17 protein-coding genes and 1 riboswitch are annotated in these 20,671 nt (G+C 42.0%); of the genes, 11 read left to right on the top strand and 6 right to left on the bottom strand.

Translation table 11 applies throughout. The features are described from left to right. Window positions 1–9 precede the first annotated feature (9 nt). The gene (locus DWZ47_RS26060; RefSeq protein ID WP_117515184.1) at window positions 10–1,245 is read left to right on the top strand and encodes a fucose isomerase; all 1,236 of its coding nucleotides are present in this window, start codon (window positions 10–12) and stop codon (window positions 1,243–1,245) included. 26 nt (window positions 1,246–1,271) lie between these two features. Continuing rightward, window positions 1,272–1,487, top strand: a complete 216-nt coding sequence (locus tag DWZ47_RS26055) for a hypothetical protein (RefSeq protein ID WP_117515183.1) — start codon at window positions 1,272–1,274, stop codon at window positions 1,485–1,487. Between the two features lies 1 nt (window position 1,488). Here DWZ47_RS26055 and DWZ47_RS26050 read toward each other — a convergent pair whose 3' ends face one another. From DWZ47_RS26050 to DWZ47_RS26035, 4 genes are all read right to left on the bottom strand, one after another. After that, complete coding sequence (locus DWZ47_RS26050) at window positions 1,489–2,328, bottom strand: histidinol-phosphatase (RefSeq protein WP_004304183.1); 840 nt, start codon at window positions 2,326–2,328, stop codon at window positions 1,489–1,491. A 111-nt stretch (window positions 2,329–2,439) separates the two neighbouring features. After that, window positions 2,440–4,308 carry an ABC-F family ATP-binding cassette domain-containing protein gene (locus DWZ47_RS26045; RefSeq protein ID WP_004311243.1) on the bottom strand — a complete coding sequence of 623 codons (1,869 nt, stop codon included), beginning with the start codon at window positions 4,306–4,308 and terminating at the stop codon, window positions 2,440–2,442. Between the two features lies 1 nt (window position 4,309). Then, a complete protein-coding gene (locus DWZ47_RS26040; RefSeq protein ID WP_004311244.1) occupies window positions 4,310–5,110 on the bottom strand; it encodes a DUF3805 domain-containing protein in 801 nt (266 codons plus the stop codon). Between the two features lie 59 nt (window positions 5,111–5,169). Continuing rightward, the gene (locus tag DWZ47_RS26035; RefSeq protein WP_004300629.1) at window positions 5,170–6,363 is read right to left on the bottom strand and encodes a hypothetical protein; all 1,194 of its coding nucleotides are present in this window, start codon (window positions 6,361–6,363) and stop codon (window positions 5,170–5,172) included. Window positions 6,364–6,604: 241 nt separating this feature from the next. Between DWZ47_RS26035 and DWZ47_RS26030 the strand changes: the two genes are divergently transcribed. From DWZ47_RS26030 to DWZ47_RS25985, 9 genes are all read left to right on the top strand, one after another. Further along, window positions 6,605–7,294: a response regulator transcription factor gene (locus tag DWZ47_RS26030; protein ID WP_032843909.1), complete on the top strand. Its 690-nt coding sequence runs from the start codon at window positions 6,605–6,607 to the stop codon at window positions 7,292–7,294. A 27-nt stretch (window positions 7,295–7,321) separates the two neighbouring features. Further along, window positions 7,322–9,103, top strand: a complete 1,782-nt coding sequence (locus tag DWZ47_RS26025; RefSeq protein ID WP_117515181.1) for a sensor histidine kinase — start codon at window positions 7,322–7,324, stop codon at window positions 9,101–9,103. Between the two features lie 157 nt (window positions 9,104–9,260). Beyond that, a complete protein-coding gene (locus tag DWZ47_RS26020; RefSeq protein ID WP_004304184.1) occupies window positions 9,261–10,205 on the top strand; it encodes a DUF5106 domain-containing protein in 945 nt (314 codons plus the stop codon). A 770-nt stretch (window positions 10,206–10,975) separates the two neighbouring features. After that, a riboswitch (cobalamin riboswitch) is annotated at window positions 10,976–11,176 on the top strand. Between the two features lie 183 nt (window positions 11,177–11,359). Then, entirely contained in the window at window positions 11,360–13,402 is a 2,043-nt protein-coding gene (locus tag DWZ47_RS26010; protein WP_008648718.1) for a TonB-dependent receptor plug domain-containing protein, read from the top strand. Window positions 13,403–13,425: 23 nt separating this feature from the next. Continuing rightward, a complete protein-coding gene (locus tag DWZ47_RS26005) occupies window positions 13,426–15,399 on the top strand; it encodes a YncE family protein (protein ID WP_032852546.1) in 1,974 nt (657 codons plus the stop codon). A 36-nt stretch (window positions 15,400–15,435) separates the two neighbouring features. Then, window positions 15,436–16,221, top strand: coding sequence for a DUF4465 domain-containing protein (locus DWZ47_RS26000; protein ID WP_008648720.1), 786 nt, complete (start codon window positions 15,436–15,438; stop codon window positions 16,219–16,221). Between the two features lie 288 nt (window positions 16,222–16,509). Then, window positions 16,510–17,883 (top strand): tryptophanase, encoded by a 1,374-nt coding sequence (locus DWZ47_RS25995; protein WP_008648721.1) that lies wholly within the window; start codon window positions 16,510–16,512, stop codon window positions 17,881–17,883. Window positions 17,884–17,963: 80 nt separating this feature from the next. After that, window positions 17,964–18,266 (top strand): GNAT family N-acetyltransferase, encoded by a 303-nt coding sequence (locus DWZ47_RS25990; RefSeq protein ID WP_008648722.1) that lies wholly within the window; start codon window positions 17,964–17,966, stop codon window positions 18,264–18,266. Window positions 18,267–18,274: 8 nt separating this feature from the next. Next, window positions 18,275–18,499, top strand: a complete 225-nt coding sequence (locus DWZ47_RS25985; protein ID WP_074638765.1) for a (4Fe-4S)-binding protein — start codon at window positions 18,275–18,277, stop codon at window positions 18,497–18,499. 161 nt (window positions 18,500–18,660) lie between these two features. Here DWZ47_RS25985 and DWZ47_RS25980 read toward each other — a convergent pair whose 3' ends face one another. Together DWZ47_RS25980 and DWZ47_RS25975 are read right to left on the bottom strand one after the other, a co-directional pair. Continuing rightward, window positions 18,661–19,293: a 4'-phosphopantetheinyl transferase family protein gene (locus DWZ47_RS25980; RefSeq protein ID WP_004311252.1), complete on the bottom strand. Its 633-nt coding sequence runs from the start codon at window positions 19,291–19,293 to the stop codon at window positions 18,661–18,663. Beyond that, a complete protein-coding gene (locus DWZ47_RS25975; RefSeq protein ID WP_004300642.1) occupies window positions 19,271–20,626 on the bottom strand; it encodes a gliding motility-associated protein GldE in 1,356 nt (451 codons plus the stop codon). Before DWZ47_RS25975 ends, DWZ47_RS25980 begins: the two co-directional genes overlap by 23 nt. Window positions 20,627–20,671: the final 45 nt, after the last annotated feature.

The raw sequence follows: 20,671 nt of genomic DNA, 5'->3' as shown, positions 1-20,671 counted from the left end.
AATATCATAATGACCATACACCTTATCTCATTCGCTTCAATACTTCACAAACAAGTCTCGCTACGTAGCTCGCACGAAGCTATTTTGAGCGAGATTGAAAAATATTATACTGTAAAGTTCGTCGACCATCAAGATATGGACAAACTTAGTAGTGACGATTTCAAAATCATTTTCGTCGCTACCGGTGGGGTGGAAAGACTGGTCATACAGCATTTCGAAAACCTCCCTCGCCCCGCCATTTTACTGGCAGACGGCATGCAGAATTCTCTTGCTGCCGCACTGGAAATTTCCACCTGGTTACGGGGACACGGAATGAAAAGTGAAATTCTGCACGGTGAATTACCGGCTATCATCTTACGTATCCATACACTTTATAATAATTTCCAGGCACAACGTTCCTTGTTCGGCAAACGTATCGGAGTCATTGGAAGTCCTTCTTCCTGGTTAGTTGCCAGTAACGTAGACTACTTGTTGGCAAAACGTCGTTGGGGAATCGAATATGTAGATATTCCATTGGAACGGATTTATGAACAATTTAAACACATTACGGATGACCAAGTCGGAGCATCATGCGCAGCTGTAGCATCACAAGCTCTTGCCTGCCGCGAAGGAACTCCCGAAGATTTAATCAAAGCGATGCGATTATACCGGGCAATCAAAAAGGTCTGTCAGGAAGAAAATCTGGAAGCGCTGACATTAAGCTGCTTTAAACTGATTGAACAAATCGACACTACCGGATGCGTGGCATTATCTTTATTGAATGATGACGGGATAATAGCAGGTTGTGAAGGAGATCTTCAATCTGTATTTACGCTATTAGCAGTTAAAGCACTTACGGGTAAAGACGGATTTATGGCAAATCCTTCCATGATTAATTCCCGTACGAATGAACTGATATTGGCACATTGCACCGTAGGTCTCAAACAAACGGAGAGATATATTATCCGCAATCACTTTGAAACAGAAAAAGGAATTGCCATACAAGGGCTACTTCCGACGGGGGATGTAACGATCATAAAATGTGGCGGTGAATGTCTGGATGAATATTACTTGTCTACAGGAACATTGACTGAAAACACTAATTATATTAATATGTGCCGTACACAAGTGCGCATCCGCATGAATACTCCGGCCGAATACTTCTTAAAGAATCCACTGGGAAATCATCATATTATGCTTCATGGTAACTATGAAGATACGTTGAACGAGTTTTTCCAGGCAAATGCTTGCAAGAGGATGGAATAAAGGCATCTATAAAAAACGAAAGATTTATGATAGGAGAAATTACATGTGCTATAAATAGAGTTGAAGAGCAAATAGAGCAGCTCTTTGACGAAAAAGAGGAGTTTATCATGGCCTATGAAGATGCGCTACCTAGAACTATGTATCTGAAGAAGTTGACTGAAATTGATTCACGAATAGACGAGCTAAAGAAAACGTTGATTTCGTTGAATGAAGAGAAACAAGAGATCCTGAATATGGAATAACTTATCCTATGGGAATATCTTCCCATTTCCCCCCATGCCATTCTACCACCGAAGTAAAACCTGCTTTCTTCAAAGCGGCTAACCCTTCGAAGCGGGCATTGTTTATTCTTTCAGGGTAGTGCGCATCACTATTCACCTGTACCCGAATACCCAATTCTTTCAGGAAAGGGAAATAACGTTCATTCGGATAGAATGTACCCAGCTCATGATAAGACTTGGTATTGATTTCCACCATATAACCACGTGCGGCAATCACCGCGAAGTAATCGCGGACCAACGTGTCATACCATGCTTCATCAAGCAAACCCGGACGATAACAGGAAGCGTTATAATGCATCTTGTCAGCATGGCCGACAATATCAAATCCTCCCAGCTCTACCATACGGAGCAGGTTCTTATAATAAAGGTGGACAACAGAATCCAAGTCACCATCGAAGTGCCTGTCTACCAATTGACGGAAAAGATCTGCCGGGGTATCAATATCTACGATTTTCCCTTCTGGAGAATACAACATATGCACAGAACCTATCCGGTAGTCAAGTGGTAGTTTTTGAAAACAAGGCAAAGAGGGATTGTTTTCTTCATTCAGGTAGTCAATTTCGAGACCGATGGCAAGCTCTATCTTACCTGCATATTTCTTTTTCAGACGAGAGAATTCGGAAAGGTAATCTTCCATTCTATCCCACTCCATCGTCCATGCGGTAGAAAATGGTAGTGGAGCATGAGAAGAAATGCCATAAGAAGTAAACCCTTCGCTGATAGCAAAACGAATAAAATCGTCCATATTGGCTCGTCCGTCGCAATACAGGCAGTGGCTATGATAATTGGTTAGGTTTGTCATACTAGGTTATATTGTCTGGGGGTATATTATCATTATTTGGTTATCCGGGAATATAATAAACTATACTTGTGCCATCGAAGTGGCACAAAGGTGCCAATATAGTGGCACGAATCAGCCTTCTATTTCGCTAAGTTCCAACCAACGCATTGTCTTTTCGTCAATCATATCATTGACTTCGGGCAAACGTTTTGACTTTTCAGTCAATTCGTCAACGGAAAGTGTGCCGCTACAAAGAAGTTCCTCAATTTGTGTTTTTTCAGCTTCCAGTTCGGCGATTTCTTTTTCCAGTTGCTCGAATTCACGCTTTTCCTTGAAGCTCATCTTACGTTTGTCGTTCAGGCGGACACGGGCGGTCTTTTCTTCCTGCGGCTTCTCCGCTTCTTTCTCTTTTTGTTCTTTCGCCTCTTTCCAGTCACGATAATCACTATAATTTCCGGGGAAGTCACGGATATCTCCCTGCCCGTTGAATACCATCAGGTGATCTACTACTTTATCCATAAAGTAACGGTCATGGGAAACGACAATCACACAGCCTTTGAAGTTTTGGAGATATTCTTCGAGCACATTCAGCGTGATAATATCGAGGTCATTGGTAGGCTCGTCCAATACTAGAAAGTTAGGATTACGCATCAGGATGGTACAAAGGTAAAGACGGCGACGCTCTCCCCCACTCAATTTATAGACATAGCTATGCTGGGTTTCAGGAGTAAACAGGAAATGCTGCAGAAATTGAGAAGCAGTCAGCTTCTTTCCATTGCCCAATTCGATGACTTCGGCAATATCCTGTATCACATCAATCACTTTCATCTGTTCGTCAAACTGAAGTCCGTCCTGCGAATAATAACCGAAACGAACTGTTTCGCCAATATCCACTGTTCCGCTATCAGGCTTGACTTGTCCCATCAATATCTTGATAAAAGTAGATTTTCCGGTTCCGTTATTTCCTACAATTCCCATCTTCTCATAACGAGAGAAGATATAAGAGAAATCATCCAGAATCTTCAGATCTCCGAAACTCTTGAAAAGATGGTCGGCTTCGAATATCTTGCTTCCGATATACGATGCTTTCACTTCCAGCTTTACATTATCAGTATTAAAACGCTGCTTCGCAACCTTTTCCAATTCGTAGAAAGCATCTTCCCGGTAACGAGCCTTATGTCCGCGTGCCTGCGGCATCCGGCGCATCCAGTCGAGTTCTGTACGATACAGATTATTGGCACGCTCTATTTCCACGCTCTTAGATTCAATACGTTCCTGACGCTTTTCGAGATAATAGCTGTAGTTACCTTTATATTGGTAGATTTGTTGATTGTCTATTTCGATAATCTCGGAGCAAACACGATCAAGGAAGTAACGGTCGTGAGTCACCATCAGCAGGCTAAGGTTGGTACGACGCAGGTAATCTTCCAACCATTCGGTCATATCCAAGTCCAGATGGTTGGTCGGCTCATCAAGGATTAACAGATCCGGTTCGGTAATCAAAGCATTTGCCAAAGCAACACGCTTCAGCTGTCCGCCGGACAGTTGCTTCACTTTCTGATCGAAATTACGGATTTTAAGTTGTGAAAGGATTTGCTTGGCTTTCTGTTCATACTCCCAAGCTTTCTCCTGATCCATACGTGCCAAGAGGTTTTCCAATCCCGGATGACCTTCGGTTTCCATGCAGCGTTCGTACTCCTTTATCAATTCCACCGTGCTGTTACCATGATGGAAACAGGCTTCGAGCACTGTCAGTTCTTCGGGATATTGCGGATCCTGTTCCAGGTAATCCACCCGAAGATCACGACGAAAAACAATATTACCGCTATCATAACCTTCCTTTCCGGCAATGATATTCAGTAAGGTAGTCTTTCCACTACCGTTCTTTGCTATTAATCCTACCCGCTGACCTTCGGCAATGCCCAAAGATACATTTTCAAAAAGAACCAAGTCACCGAAAGACTTGGTCAGGTTATCTATCTGTAAATAAGGTACTGCCATTTTAATCCAAACACTTCTTATATTCTTCTATTACATTGCAAGGCTCTCCCGCCTTTACTTTACTCCAAACGAGCTTCATCGGGTCGATGGTCCGATCTTTATATTGGAGAACAGGAGCTTCCCGGTTGCCGTCAATCAACGTTTTCCATTCCATGCCATCCACTTCATTTGCCAGAATTGCACAAACAGTGATACCAATAGCCAACCATTCCTCTTTCTTTTTCAAACCAATCTTACCGCTGTCAATCACTTGTTGAAGTTTCTCCAAGTCCTCTTCTATTCCTTGAAAATCCTTTTTCAGTTCCTGCTTCACAGTAGATACCACCCATTCATATCCCTCATTAATCAAATAAATTTCAGAAAGACGTACAGGAATCAATTCAGCAGGATACTTCTGCCCTTCTTTACGTACCTCCAAAGTAGCGATTACATCTTCCGCCTCCTTCACAACTCCACCTTTAGGCACGGTGAAAGAACATTCAAAAGCAATATCGTCAACGCCTGTAATCCACAAATGGGAAGTATAATAAGTTCCCTCCTCCTGAAACATTTCTTTACTATACGCACATTCCCACGTTCCGACTTTCACCAATGAAGCCGAATCGTTCTCTTTCAGTTCCTGCCGGATGGCATCTTTGCCATAACCGGCTTTTCCTTTAAATGCGGATATACGAAAATTCCCCGTCCATACATCGGGATTATAGAAAAGAAAAGAGCCTTCGCCATCTTCAAACTCATTCCAGTCTGATGGATAGTTCATAGAAAACCATGCTCCGGGAGAGATAAATTTCTTGCCTTGCATCCTTTTACTTTAAAATGATTACTTGGCAAAAGTACGAATTAAATACGAATTACAAAACATCATTTCCCTATTGGCTGTATTTTCCTCCGCACATCTTTAGAAATCTCCAGAAACATATAATTCAATTTCCCGGAATGAATACCTTCTTCGTTCTCCTTATACTTCTTATTAGCATATTGCTTCGATTTCTCGAAAGTCAATAGCGACATTTCATTCTGCGACTTGCCTACCATTGTGGAGTCCAGCTGTTCATCCGGGAAAAAGTCATCCAGATCGACATCACCAATCATTGTTGTTTCCAGGAAGTTCTTATCAGTATGTGAATTATCGGTATAATACCCCACAAACATGTGTCCCGGCGTACGTACCAGAATAGGATCGATATTTATAGCCCGAAGCAGTGATGCAAACAGTACGCTACCGTCCACACAATTAATCTGCGAAGATTCCAGTGCATCATCAAACGTACGAACCCGTTGCGAGAAAACAACATTGCTCGAAAGGCTGGTGTTGGAAACAGAACTGTAACGGAATTTGCGTTTCTGCAATATATTCCAGAGAGCATACACCTGCTTGTCCACCGCCCCTTTAGCCTTACTCTGATAGCCTAAGAAGCGATTGACAATACGAGTATTCAGTGCTTCGCGAAGCAACTGGTCAATCATCGGATTCTCTTCATTGACATAGGCAGCAAAGAAAATACTTGTATCATGGAATTTGGTTCCATTCGATACATACCCCAACAGACATTCATTGATACTGCGCACAGAGAATGTACGCACCCGTTGCCCCAGATCTTTTCCATTCATCTCGACAGTAATAGCCACACTTACCGGTTCTGCCTGCACCTCATTTTTCAGAGCTTCATAGTTCCAGATGATATCAGGATAAATCGTATATTCCGTTCGAGGCTTGTTTAGTACAAATTCCGACACCGAACGGGAGAAAAAAGGCGTTTCAGCCACTTCAATCCGTACCCGGCTATAGGCTGTCTTCGACTTCACCCGAACAGCAATACACGATTTCGGATTCCCCAAATAATTAGAATCCGACGGAACAATCACCTGCGCATCAGTAGTGGCAACAGACAAAATCGCTGAAGGAAATATATTTCCGCCCAGATCATCCACAATTTCAAAACCGGAATTGAATGAAGTATATTTAAACACAGACATACCGCCAAGGAGAATTAACAGTACCACCACCGATCCTATTATTTCCTTCCGATGCCGTTTTAAGTCAATTTTTATCATTATTTGTAGTTTCTATAATCAAACGTTTCTATTGTATCTCGCTAACAAAGATAACAAATAGTGAGCGGTTTTTCCTCTTACAATCAACAAAAACTTCCATATACCTCATCAATTCTCGGAATTCCCGGAATGTAACACGATTGTAACGTCTGTTTCATCTGCCCGTAACAAAGTCTCCTCATCTTTGCAAAGGATAAAATAAAAACGTAACTTTGTCATATCACATTAATACATATATCTTATGAACGAAACCCGTATTCTAGTTGTCGACGATGAAGAAGACCTCTGTGAGATTCTGAAATTCAATCTTGAAAACGAAGGTTATGAAGTTGATACTGCAAACTCTGCTGAAGAAGCAATGAAGATGGACATCAGCAGCTATCACTTGATTCTCCTCGATGTGATGATGGGAGAAATCTCCGGATTCAAAATGGCGAACATCCTGAAAAAAGACAAGAAAACAGCTAAAGTGCCTATTATCTTTATCACAGCAAAAGATACCGAAAACGATACTGTGACCGGATTCAACCTGGGAGCAGACGATTATATTTCAAAACCTTTCTCGCTGCGTGAAGTCATCGCCCGTGTGAAAGCCGTATTAAGACGCACAGTGACAACGGAAACGGAAAGAGTCCCCGAACGTCTTACTTATCAGTCGCTCGTTATTGACATCACAAAGAAAAAAGTAAGTATCGACGATGAAGAAGTGCCATTGACCAAAAAAGAATTTGAGATCTTGCTTCTGCTGGTACAGAATAAAGGACGTGTATTTTCCCGTGAAGACATCCTGGCCCGCATCTGGAGTGACGAAGTCTACGTGCTCGACCGTACCATCGACGTAAACATCACCCGTCTACGTAAAAAGATTGGGGTATACGGCAAATGCATTGTCACTCGTCTCGGATATGGATACTGTTTTGAAGCTGAATAAATAATTATGCCGAATTAAATAGTTATTATGAACCTGCCTGTAACTCAAAAGCATTTTCTTTCTTTTAGCCGAAAACTTTTCCTTTCGGTTATTTCACTATTCCTGGTATTTGCCATTTGTTTTATTGCGTACCAGTATCAACGTGAACGGGAATATAAAATAGAACTGCTAAACACCAAACTGCAAGATTACAACAGCAGGCTCTACGAACAACTGGAGAATCAACCTCTTGACAGTGAAATCATCGACGGTTATATCAATAACCATATCCTGGAAGACTTGCGTGTAACCCTTATTGATGCTCAAGGAAATGTTGTTTACGACAGCTATCCAAGTCATAATAACCAGATGGAGAACCACCTGAACCGTCCGGAAGTACAGAAAGCCATAAAGCATGGCAACGGATATGATGTACGCCGTACTTCCGAGACAACCGGAGTTCCCTATTTCTATTCGGCCACTCATTATAAAGATTATATTGTCCGTTCGGCTTTACCTTACAATGTCAGCCTCATCAACAACCTGCAAGCAGACCCGCACTATTTATGGTTTACCGTAATCGTGACCTTATTATTAATGATTATCTTCTACAAATTCACCAACAAACTGGGGACTTCCATCAGCCAGCTCCGTGAATTTGCGATGCGCGCCGACCGGAACGAGCCTATCGAAATGGCTATGCAATCCGCCTTCCCGCACAACGAACTGGGAGAAATATCACAGCACATCATTCAAATCTACAAACGACTGCACGAAACCAAAGAAGCTCTCTACATTGAACGTGAAAAGCTAATCACCCACCTTCAAATCTCACACGAAGGACTAGGTATATTTACTAAAGACAAAAAAGAGATTCTTGTCAACAATCTTTTCACCCAATACAGCAACCTGATTTCAGACTCCAACCTGGAAACAACAGAAGAAGTCTTTGCCATCAGCGAACTGCAAGAGATCATTCATTTTATCAATAAGAATCAGCAAGAACGTTCGAGAGGAAAAGGTGAAAAACGAATGTCTGTCACCATCAATAAGAATGGACGGACATTTATCGTAGAATGTATCATCTTCCAGGATGCCAGCTTCGAGATTTCCATCAACGACGTTACCCAGGAAGAAGAACAGGTTAGACTCAAACGCCAACTGACCCAGAATATCGCCCATGAGTTGAAAACTCCCGTCAGCAGTATCCAAGGGTATTTGGAAACCATTGTCAGCAATGAAAATATTCCACGCGAGAAGATCAACGTATTCCTCGAACGTTGTTATGCACAAAGCAACCGTTTAAGTCGGTTATTACGCGACATCTCCGTACTCACCCGCGTGGATGAAGCCGCCAGCATGATCGACATGGAACGGGTAGACATCAGTGTGTTGGTAGGTAACATCATCAACGAAGTATCGTTGGAGCTTGACGAAAAACATATTACAGTCGTCAACTCCTTAAAGAAGAGTATACAAATCAAAGGAAATTACTCACTACTTTATTCCATCTTCCGTAATCTAATGGACAATGCCATCGCATACGCCGGAAGTAATATCCAGATCAATATCAACTGTTTCCGTGAAGATGAGAATTTCTACTATTTCAGCTTTGCCGACACAGGTATTGGAGTATCTCCCGAACATCTGAATCGTCTCTTCGAACGTTTCTACCGGGTAGACAAAGGTCGTTCACGGAAAGTAGGTGGAACAGGACTGGGACTAGCTATTGTGAAGAACGCCGTCATCATCCACGGTGGCAGCATCTCCGCCAAGAACAATCAGGGAGGCGGGCTGGAATTTGTATTTACATTGGCAAAGGAGAAGTAAAATCAGGAGTTATCCTGCAAAACTTGTCTAATCAAAAAAACTAACAGAAGAGAACGCAGCAAAATAAAAGGAAGAAAAATTCTTTGAATAAAGTAGAAAGGACATTATCTTTGTCACCAATGTAATCTACATAAATTCAATGTAATAATTGTTAGTTATGAAAACAAACATCCATATTCTTCCAGCTATATGCATCCTTTGCCTTTGTGCCTGCAAAAGCGGCAACGCTTCCAGTCTGAACAAAAATGATGTAATACAAGACACCATTAAAACCTTTACATTGCCTGCCATCCCCCCAATGATGACAGCCCCGGAACAACGGGCAGACTTTCTGGTAAAACACTATTGGGATAACGTCAACTTCGCCGACACTAATTACATCCACCACCCCGAAGTGACCGAACAAGCTTGGGCGGATTATTGTGACATACTGAATCACGTCCCGTTGGAAACTGCACAAGAAGCCATGCGGAAAACAATCGAACAAACGAATGTAGACAAAAAAGTATTCACCTACATCACCGACCTGGCGGATAAATATTTATACGACCCCAACTCCCCCATGCGTAACGAAGAATTCTATATTCCCGTATTAGACGCCATGTTAGCTTCTCCCTTGTTAGAGGAAATTGAGAAAGTACGTCCTAAAGCCCGCCGGGAATTAGCACAGAAAAACCGTATCGGAACCAAAGCCCTGAACTTCAGCTACACATTAGCTTCCGGCGCACAAGGCTCCCTCTATCAACAGCAAGCCGACTATATCCTCCTATTCATCAACAACCCCGGCTGTCATGCCTGCACAGAAACAATAGATGCCCTGAAAAACGCACCTATCATCAACCGACTTTTGGGACAAAAGAAACTAACAGTCCTCTCTATCTACCCTGACGAAGAGTTGGACGAATGGAGAAAACACCTGAATGAATTCCCCAAAGAATGGATCAACGGATATGACAAGAAATTTGCCATCAAAGAACAACAACTATATGATTTGAAGGCTATCCCCACCCTCTACCTTTTAAACAAAGAAAAGACCGTGCTCCTAAAAGACGCCACCGCACAAGCTATCGAAGAATACTTAACTAATGTTGAACTAGAGTAAAACGATACAAAAATGAGGGTGTTCGGAGAGGGCTGTACAAAGCGCTGAAACGCCCACCAGTAAAGGGGGAAAAGCCAATGAAAACCAGTAGAGTAGAGAAGAGTAAAGAAGAGTAAGTAAAAGTATTATTTCTGTTATAAACAACAGCAATAATACTGGGCAGAGAAGATGGCTTTGGATGCTGCCGTTGTCGGTTCGGACCACTTCGTCGGTGCCGTTTCTGTTCCCGTGTCCCTCATGAACTGTTCGTCCGGCAGATAACCGACTTTTGTCTGGTAGGTTGTTGATGCTCGCCCGGTGGGTAACGGACATTCACACGGTAGGTAACGTACGTTTGTACGTTAGGTAAATTCTATATTATTTCACGGGCTACCGTTTCAATACTTGTTTGCTAAAGTATCATTTGCTTCAAAACCATACCGAAATGAATTAGTTCAAAACCGTGCAGTAAGGAACAAAATAGGTGGATACCGCTGCATCCACCTATAAAAAACGACCAATTATGTTTCAATAAATCTGTTTCATACGTCCAACGTTGGACATAGACAAAGATACTTTTTAAAAGCTAATCTTATGTCAAACAAATAAAAAAAGGCGGGCAACTCAATACCCGCCTCTAAAATCCGCTAATTTGGTAAATTTTGTAATAAGTGACAGTCTCATTTACAAAAATACAGAAAATATCGAAGAAAACAAGTTGGTTCTTTCTCTTTCGTATCAGGACGAAAGAAAAAGAATATCCCCCAACTTGGAAAAAACAAATAAACTCCCTATCTTTGTCCCGCATTGGTTTGCGACTCCCTTACGGGGGAAGCAATTAAAAGGGAATCAGGTGTAAATCCTGAACAGTCCCGCTGCTGTAAGTTCCATGCATGTTACAAGCAATTCACTCATTGCCACTGGAGAATAATCTGGGAAGGCGTTTGTAACAGGAATAAGTCAGAAGACCTACCATGCAATTATGTTTCACTGCTTTCGAGGAAAAAGCGTTGAGTCTAATGAACCGGACAAGTCGTCTATCATTTCATTCATCACTCTAATTCAGAGAAAGTGTGTTAAAACGAATAAACTCTGCCAAGTTTATTTATGCGTGTCCGGTCGAAGGGATTTCGCCCGGACACTTTTAAATAGCAACAGACTGAAATAAGGAATAAATGAAAGAGAGAACATTTAAGAAAATGATCTTTGCAGTATTCTGCTGCCAATTCTTATCCATACCACTTTTTGCACAACAGCAAAAGGTAGATACGACACATACATATTCTATTCCTGAAATAACAGTATCAGATATCTATCAGACTCGCGAAGTACGTTCTACCGCTCCCCTGCAAGTATTCTCCAAAGACGCCCTGAAAAACCTGCACGCCCTGCAAGTATCCGACGCAGTGAAACACTTTGCCGGAGTGACCGTAAAAGACTACGGAGGTATTGGCGGACTAAAAACAGTATCCATACGAAGCCTGGGAGCACAACATACCGCTGTTGGCTATGACGGGATCACCCTAACCGATTGCCAAACGGGACAAATCGACATCGGGCGTTTCTCGCTTGATAATGTTGACCAACTCTCTTTAAGCAATGGTCAAAGTGACAACATTTTCCAGCCCGCCCGCTTCTTTGCAGCAGCAGGTATCTTGAATATCCAGACACTTACCCCACAGTTCACAAAAGACAAAAAGACCAACATAGCAGGAGCTTTCAAAACAGGTTCCTGGGGATTAGTCAATCCCTCCCTCCTGCTGGAACAACAATTCAATAAAACATGGCGCATGTCAGTCAATGGCGAATGGATGTCTTCTGACGGACATTATCCATATACACTGCGCTATGGAAGTGCAGAAGGAGATCTGTCCTCACGTGAGAAACGGAAGAATACAGACGTACAAACATTCCGTGCTGAAGCCGGACTTTACGGTAACTTCTCCGATAAAGAACAATGGCGGTTGAAAGCCTATTACTTCCAATCCTCCCGGGGACTACCCAAAGCTACCACTTTCTACAACGACCATTCTACCCAACACCTGTGGGATAAAAACACTTTCATACAAAGTCAATACAAGAAAGAATTCAGCCAACAATGGGTATTCCAAACCTCTGCCAAGTGGAATTGGAGCTATCAACGTTACCTAGACCCCGATACAAAGAACTCATTAAAGAAAACAGAAAACAGCTACTACCAGCAAGAATATTACCTTTCCGCTTCTGTACTATACAGACTGTTGAACAACCTCTCATTCTCTCTTTCCACCGACGGAAGCATCAACACCATGAACGCCGATCTAAACAACTTTGTACAACCCACGCGCTATTCATGGCTAACGGCATTCGCCGGCAAATACGTGAATGACTGGTTAACAATCTCCGCATCCGCATTAGCAACCATTATCAATGAAGATGTAAAGAAAGGCGGCAGTGCCGGCAATCACCGTAAATTAACCCCTTATGTAAGTGCCGCATTCAAACCTTTTCATAATGAAGAATTCCGTGTACGCTTCTTCTATAAAGACATTTTCCGCCTGGCAAGTTTCAACGACTTATATTACGAAGAAGTAGGAAACACACAACTAAAGCCGGAAAAAGCCAAACAATACAATATCGGACTGACATACAGCAAGAATGTATGTCCGTTCCTACCCTATTTGTCAGCAACCGTCGACGCTTATTATAATAAGGTAACAGATAAAATCATCGCTTACCCTACCAAGAACCTTGCAGTATGGAGCATGAAAAACCTGGGACAGGTTGACATCAAAGGCATTGATATTACAGGAAGCCTCTCTCTCCAACCTTGGGAAAAAATCCGCATCAACCTCTCGGGTAACTATACATACCAACGAGCATTAGACGTTACCCCCCCCGATCCAAACACGTATGAATCAACATACAAACACCAGATAGCCTACACTCCCCGCGTCTCCGCTTCGGGGCAGGCAGGTATCGAAACACCATGGATCAATCTGTCCTACTCATTCCTATTTTCAGGAAAGCGCTATGCGTTGGGACAAAACATTGCCGAAAACAGATTAGATAGTTATAGCGACCACAGTATTTCTGCAAGCCGTGATTTCCTGATAAGAAAAGTCACCACCTCTTTCAGCTTGGAAGTACTGAACCTGATGGACAAGAATTACGAGATTGTGAAATACTTCCCAATGCCCGGACGATCTGTAAGAGCAACAATAAAAATAAGATATTAAATATTATAAAATAAGATATTGACGTGAAAAGGAAATTAATATATATATTCTGGTGCTGGCTGTCATCGATCTTGTTATTCATGGCATGTGATGACATGGAAGACAAACCTTTCACATCAGGCATTATGGGTGATCCGACAGAAACAGGTACCGCTGAATTATATGTATTATGTGAAGGACTGTTCAATCAGAATAACAGCTCATTAGCACGTTTCTCTTTCGGTAATCAACAAATGGTTCGTGATTACTTCAAAGCAGTCAACCACCGGGGATTAGGAGATACAGCCAACGATATGGCTATTTATGGAAGCAAGGTGTATGTCGTAGTCAACATCTCCAGTACAGTAGAAGTGATAGATTTTCGTACAGGAACCTCAGTGAAACAAATTCAGATGCAGGCAGAAAATGGGAGTTCCCGCCAACCACGCTATATCACTTTTCATAAAGAAAAAGCATACGTATGTTCCTATGACGGAACCGTTGCGCGTATAGACACAACTTCCCTCTCCATAGATGCTATCACAACAGTGGGACGTAACCCTGACGGCATTTGTGTACAAAACGAAAAGCTATATATTTCCAATTCCGGCGGATTGGATTATTCATCAGGGCTGGGTGTAGATAATACAGTATCCGTTGTCGATATTGCCACATTCAAAGAGAGTAGCAAAATTATAGTAGGCCCGAATCCCGGTAAAATAATAGCAGGTCCGGATGAAACCGTCTATGTAGCCACCCGTGGCGGAGATATAGAAGCCGGAGATTATAATTTCGTCAAGATAGACTGCCGGACAAACAAAGTCACTCAATGTAACGAGAAAGTGCAAAACTTCGCCATCGACGGAGACATAGCCTACCTATATAATTACAACTACACCACACAGACTTCTTCTATCAAGATGTTCAATCTGAAAACAGAAGAAACAATCCGTGAGAATTTCATAACCGATGGAACTGTGATAAAGACACCTTACGGTATCAATATCAACCCTTACAGCAACAATGTATATATCACCGAAGCACGCGATTACACCACTTACGGCGACTTACTTTGTTTCAACCAACAAGGACAACTCATGTTTCGCCTAAACAACATCGGACTTAACCCGAATACCATCGTATTCAGTGACAAAGCCTCACAAAGCAATATTGACGACAATGACGATGACACGGAAAACCCTCTAGCTTTCGCCAATAAAGTATGGGAATACCGCCCTGCTCCCGGACAATTTATCAATACTACCACATCAGCATACAAGGATGGATTTACCTACGATGAAATATTGGAAGAAGCAACCCGCAGAATCCAGCAAAAATCGCTTATTACATTAGGAGGATTCGGTGGCTACATTGTTTTAGGATTCCCACAGCCCATTCCGAATGTAACGGGAGAATATGACTTCAAAGTAAGAGGTAATGCTTACTACAATTCCAAAACCGGAACAGGAAAACTGGGAGGAAGTGCCGAACCGGGAATTGTATTCGTATCCAAAGATGCAAACGGTAATGGAAAACCTGATGACGAATGGTATGAACTGAAAGGCAGCGAATACGGGAAAGATACAGAAACCCGAGAATATGAAATAACCTATTACCGTCCGAACCTAGCCAACCAAAATGTTTTCTGGAAGGATAATAAAAAAAACGAAGGATATATTCTCCGCAACAGTTACCATAATCAGGAATCCTATTATCCACTTTGGATAGAAGATGATGAAATCACATTTCAGGGAACACGCCTAAAAGATAATGCTGTCTTAGAAAATGGATTATGGGTAGGATATTGTTATCCATGGGGATATGCAGACAACCATCCCAACACCAAGGAAGGCAGTAATTTCAAGATAGATTGGGCTGTGGACAGTAACGGCACACCAGCCGACTTGGATCAAATAGATTTCGTTAAGATTATGACTGCAGTTAACCAAGACGCAGGACAAATGGGTGAAATATCAACCGAAGTCACAACCGTTGAAAACTTACATTTCAAAAAATAATCAACAATTTATTAATAACTAAAATTAGAAAAGAACATGAAAAAATTATCCTTATTATTACTATTATCAGTATTTATATTTTGTGGCTGTAGCGATGATGACGATACAAAAACATACATACTTAGCTTGCCTAATTACGAAACTCATACACTCGACATGGGCGATCAAGAAAATCCGGATGATTCATGGTCAGTAAGTAGTGAGTGGGGAACAACTAACTATAAATACAATCTGTTAACTGACGCAAGTGGAATCTTTGAATTTGACTGTGTATCTTCAACATACGGTTTCTATTCAGATAGCTTTGCATTTACGAATTGTACAGTAGAAGATTGTCCAGACTTCGCAAGCTATGATTATCGCGCTATCACCCAAAAAGGGGTAATCAATAATACATACGTTATCGTTGGAGCTGCCGGATATAAAATCGGAAAGAATTCTGATAAAGAAGCCGCAATACGATTCAGAGATCACGACAACCCTAATGAACTGGAAGACTATAGAGTAAAAGGACTATATGTAACAAACAGTGTCTATGCTTATAGCAGTATGAAAGAAGGAACTGGATATTATGGTGAAGAAGAAATATTCGGAAGCAACGACTCATTCAAACTTACTATCTACAATTATGATAAAACAATGCACGTAGATTGTTATTTGGCAGAAGGAACCAATCTCCTCGATCAATGGAAATGGGTAGATCTAACTTCATTGGGAGAAACGAAAGGACTAAAATTCTCATTAACATCTACCAAAAAGAATGAATACGGTCCATTGACACCGACCTACTTCTGTCTTGACGGTATCACTATCGAAGACTAAATAACCACTGCTCGATTGACCTCAACCTATTATATATTTATTTTTAATCAGCCTATTGATTACCAATAATCAAACTTATAATCATACTCAATCGAATGCATAATTTTAAAGAGCCGGATATCCTTTTAAGGGATCCGGCTCTCTTTATATCTTCTTACCACAAATTGATATATCACTAGCCTACGGAGAAATAATTCCATCAGCCACAACTTACAAAAAGTCATCATATATTTGTTAATCACGCAGATTTTAGCTACATTCGTCGACCTAAACTATAAATCTACAACAATGAAATTACCTTTTGCTGAATCATGGAAAATCAAGATGGTAGAACCCATCCGGAAAAGCACACGTGAAGAGCGTGAGCAATGGATTAAAGAAGCACATTATAATGTCTTTCAACTCAAATCAGAACAAGTTTATATCGATCTCATCACCGACTCCGGTACCGGAGCGATGAGCGACCGTCAATGGGCGGGAATGATGCTAGGTGATGAAAGCTATGCCGGAGCGACCTCATTCTTCAAGTTGAAAGAGATGATTACGAAACTAACAGGATTTGAATACATCATACCAACCCATCAGGGACGTGCCGCTGAAAATGTTCTTTTCTCTTATTTGGTACATGAAGGAGATATTGTGCCCGGCAACTCACATTTTGACACCACCAAAGGCCACATCGAGGGACGTCATGCCATCGCATTAGACTGCACCATCGATGCAGCCAAACAAACCCAACTAGAAATACCGTTTAAAGGAAATATAGACCCTGATAAATTACAGAAAGCCCTCACAGAATACGCTGAACGGATTCCTTTTATCATCGTCACCATCACCAACAATACAGCCGGGGGACAACCCGTCTCTATGCAAAACCTGTACGAAGTACGTGCCATCGCCGACAAATATGGCAAACCCGTACTTTTCGACTCTGCACGTTTTGCCGAGAATGCCTACTTCATCAAAATGCGCGAAGAAGGTTACCGAGACAAAACTATCAAAGAAATCACACGGGAAATGTTCTCTCTTGCCGATGGCATGACAATGAGCGCCAAGAAAGACGGAATCGTCAATATGGGCGGATTTATTGCCACGCGGCGTGCAGACTGGTATGAAGGTGCAAAAGGCTTCTGTGTACAATACGAAGGCTATCTTACCTACGGAGGCATGAATGGACGGGATATGAACGCCCTCGCCATCGGACTGGACGAAAACACCGAATTCGACAACCTCGAAACACGTATCAAACAAGTGGAATACCTGGCAAAGAAACTGGATGAATACGGAATCCCTTACCAACGTCCGGCCGGAGGACACGCCATCTTCATTGATGCGCCTAAAGTGCTGACACATGTTCCTCAAGAAGAATTCCCGGCGCAGACGCTAACCGTAGAGCTCTACCTGGAAGCCGGTATCCGTGGATGCGAAATCGGTTATATCCTTGCCGACCGTGATCCGGTGACCCATGAAAATCGCTTTAACGGCCTTGACCTACTTCGCCTCGCAATCCCCCGCAGAGTATATACCGACAATCACATGAATGTAATAGCTGCCGCCCTCAAAAATGTATATGAACGCAGAGAAAGCATCACTCATGGAGTACGTATCGCCTGGGAAGCTCCCTTAATGAGACACTTCACAGTTCAATTGGAAAGATTATAAACTTGGAGAATATTTGTTCGCGTAAAACAAAAGTGTTCCCCAAGTGTTTATATTATAATCGAACTTAATACGTAAAAATTATGGCAGAAGATTATAAATTAATAGACAACGAAGAAAAACATCGGTATGAGTTTCAGATCGATGGCAAAATAGCTGAAATAGACTATATCAAATCAAGCAATGGAGAAATATACCTTGTACATACCGAAGTACCCGCCTCATTAGGCGGCAAGGGAGTAGGCTCACAACTTGCGGAAAAAGCATTGGCAGACATCGAGCGACAAGGTCTACGCCTGGTACCGCTTTGCCCGTTTGTAGCCGGATATATTCACAAACATCCGGAATGGAAGCGAATTGTAATGCGTGGTATTCATATTAAATAAATACATATATGGGAAAAAAAAATGAATATACCAATGGTGAACTGACCATTGTGTGGCAGCCTGAATTATGTCAGCACGCCGGAATATGTGTAAAGATGCTACCCAATGTTTATCATCCCAAAGAAAGACCCTGGGTGCAGATTGAAAATGCGACAACAGAAGAATTAATTGCACAAATCGGCAAATGTCCGTCAGGAGCATTGAGCTATCGACTTAATAAAAAAGAGAAATAACCCAATAGTGAAAGACTTCGCTTGAAAGGCTTTGAATTCATAAAAATGAGATTGCTTCAAAATAAAAAAATGAGGCAGTCTCATTTTTCGTTTTAGAAAGACACTACATTCGGACAATGATAACACACCGAGAAAAGAGCCTCACACATTTCCTCGTCCGTTCAATTCAATGTCCACGTCAATACAAAGTCCGGACAAATACGATAACCGACAGAATAAAGTTCTTGCTGCGCCGTAACTAACTCCTGAACCTGAAACGTCCCCTCCTCTTGAGGAATAAAATGCGTCAGCCGGAGTTTACGAAGATCAGCATCCGCATTTTCCATCCGCTTGAAAACAGCTTCCTTTGCCGACCAATGCAATAACAGCCCCCAAGTTATATCTCCCTGATAAGATTCTACTTGCTCGTCAGGACGGACATAGCGGTCGCATACCTTGTGAACCCGTTGGGCATATTGTTCAATGTCAATGCCTACCGGAACCGAAGAAGCAAGCATCACCGCCACATAACCTTTCGTATGAGAAATACTGATAAAAAAAGAATGATCTGTGAGATAAGGTTTCCCCTCGGGAGAGTAACCGATTTCCTTATCCTCCTGCAACATGGAATACAACAGAACACGAACCGACAACCATTCCATCTTACGACGTTCGGAGACAAAGCGATTCAATTCCTGCTCACAGAAAGCTCTTCGCGCACCGGGCAAAAGAAGCAATAAAGCATCCAAAGACTCTTCCATCTTCCAGACAGCCCACTGTATGCCATTCGTCTTATACTGCAGAAACGACGCCATCTTCCATTTCTTTCGGCAGAATTGTAAACTTAACTTTCAATATACGGCGACTATCCATTTCGAGCACTTCAAACTCATAATTGTGATACGTCACTTTCTCATGCAGCGCCGGGAATTCACCTTTAATTTCGAGCAACATACCTGCCAATGTATCTGCATCACCCACCACCTTTTCAAATTCGTCTTCGTCTACTTTTGCAATCTTATAGAAATCCGTCAATTGCGTTTTCGCTTCAAATATCCAGGTATGGTCATTCAAAACAACGTATGTACGCTCTTCATCATCGTATTCGTCGTGAATCTCACCTACAATCTCTTCGATAATATCCTCCATCGTTACCAGCCCGGAAGTTCCTCCAAACTCATCCACAACGATAGCAATATGAATCTTATTCGCCTGGAAGTCACGCAGCAAATCATCAATCATCTTCGTCTCCGGCACAAAATAAGCCGGGCGAATCAATGACTGCCAACGGAAATTATCCCCCTTATTGACATGAGGCAGAAGGTCTTTAATATACAGCACCCCTTTAATATTGTCCCGTGAACCGGAATAGATAGGAATACGTGAATAAGCATTTTCAATGATACATTGCATCACCTCCTTGAAAGATGTACGGATATCCAGATCGACCATATCCAGACGTGATGTCATCACCTCCTTCACGGTTTCCCCACCGAAACGGATAATTCCCTCCAGAATATTGTTCTCTTCAGAAAGCTCTGCTTTATCCGTCAGTTCCAACGCGTGCGACAGTTCATCCACAGAAATATTGTGGCTCTTCTTCACAAAATGCTTATTCAGAAAAGTTGTCGAACGCACAAGCACAGTAGCTATCGGACGGAATACCTTTTCCAGAAAGTAAATTCCCGGTGCCGAAAAACGGCAAAAGGCCAATGTTTTCTGTGCCGAATAAATCTTAGGCATAATTTCACCGAACAACAACAGGAGGAAGGTCAGGATGACGGTCAGTATCAGGAACTCTGCCAACGGAGAATGGAAAACAAACACATTCATAAAGAAGAAATTGCAGAGCATGATAATGGTCACATTCACAAAATTGTTCGTAATCAATATCGTTGCCAAGAGACGTTCGGTGTCCCCAAGAAGAGCACTTATTTTATCGTCGGAAGGATGATTGCGCTCATCAATATCATTCCGATCAGAAGGAGATAGCGAGAAAAAAGCTATTTCGGAAGCCGAAGCAAAACCGGAAGCAAGCAGGAGCACACCTGCCAGCGCTATGGCAATAATAGCAGAGATAGAAGGAGTGTTTACGGTAATACCGTTGAAAATGTCAGCCAATTGGCTTAAATAACCATCTGAGTCCAAAGAGTTTATATTTTAGTTAAACAAAAGATAATGTGCCAATGAGTT

Origin of the sequence: Bacteroides sp. AF32-8BH (genome assembly GCF_003435205.1) — a bacterium.
Taxonomy (GTDB): domain Bacteria; phylum Bacteroidota; class Bacteroidia; order Bacteroidales; family Bacteroidaceae; genus Bacteroides; species Bacteroides ovatus.
Note: the sequence above shows the minus strand (reverse complement) of the source record. Positions and strands in the feature narration are given on the sequence as shown.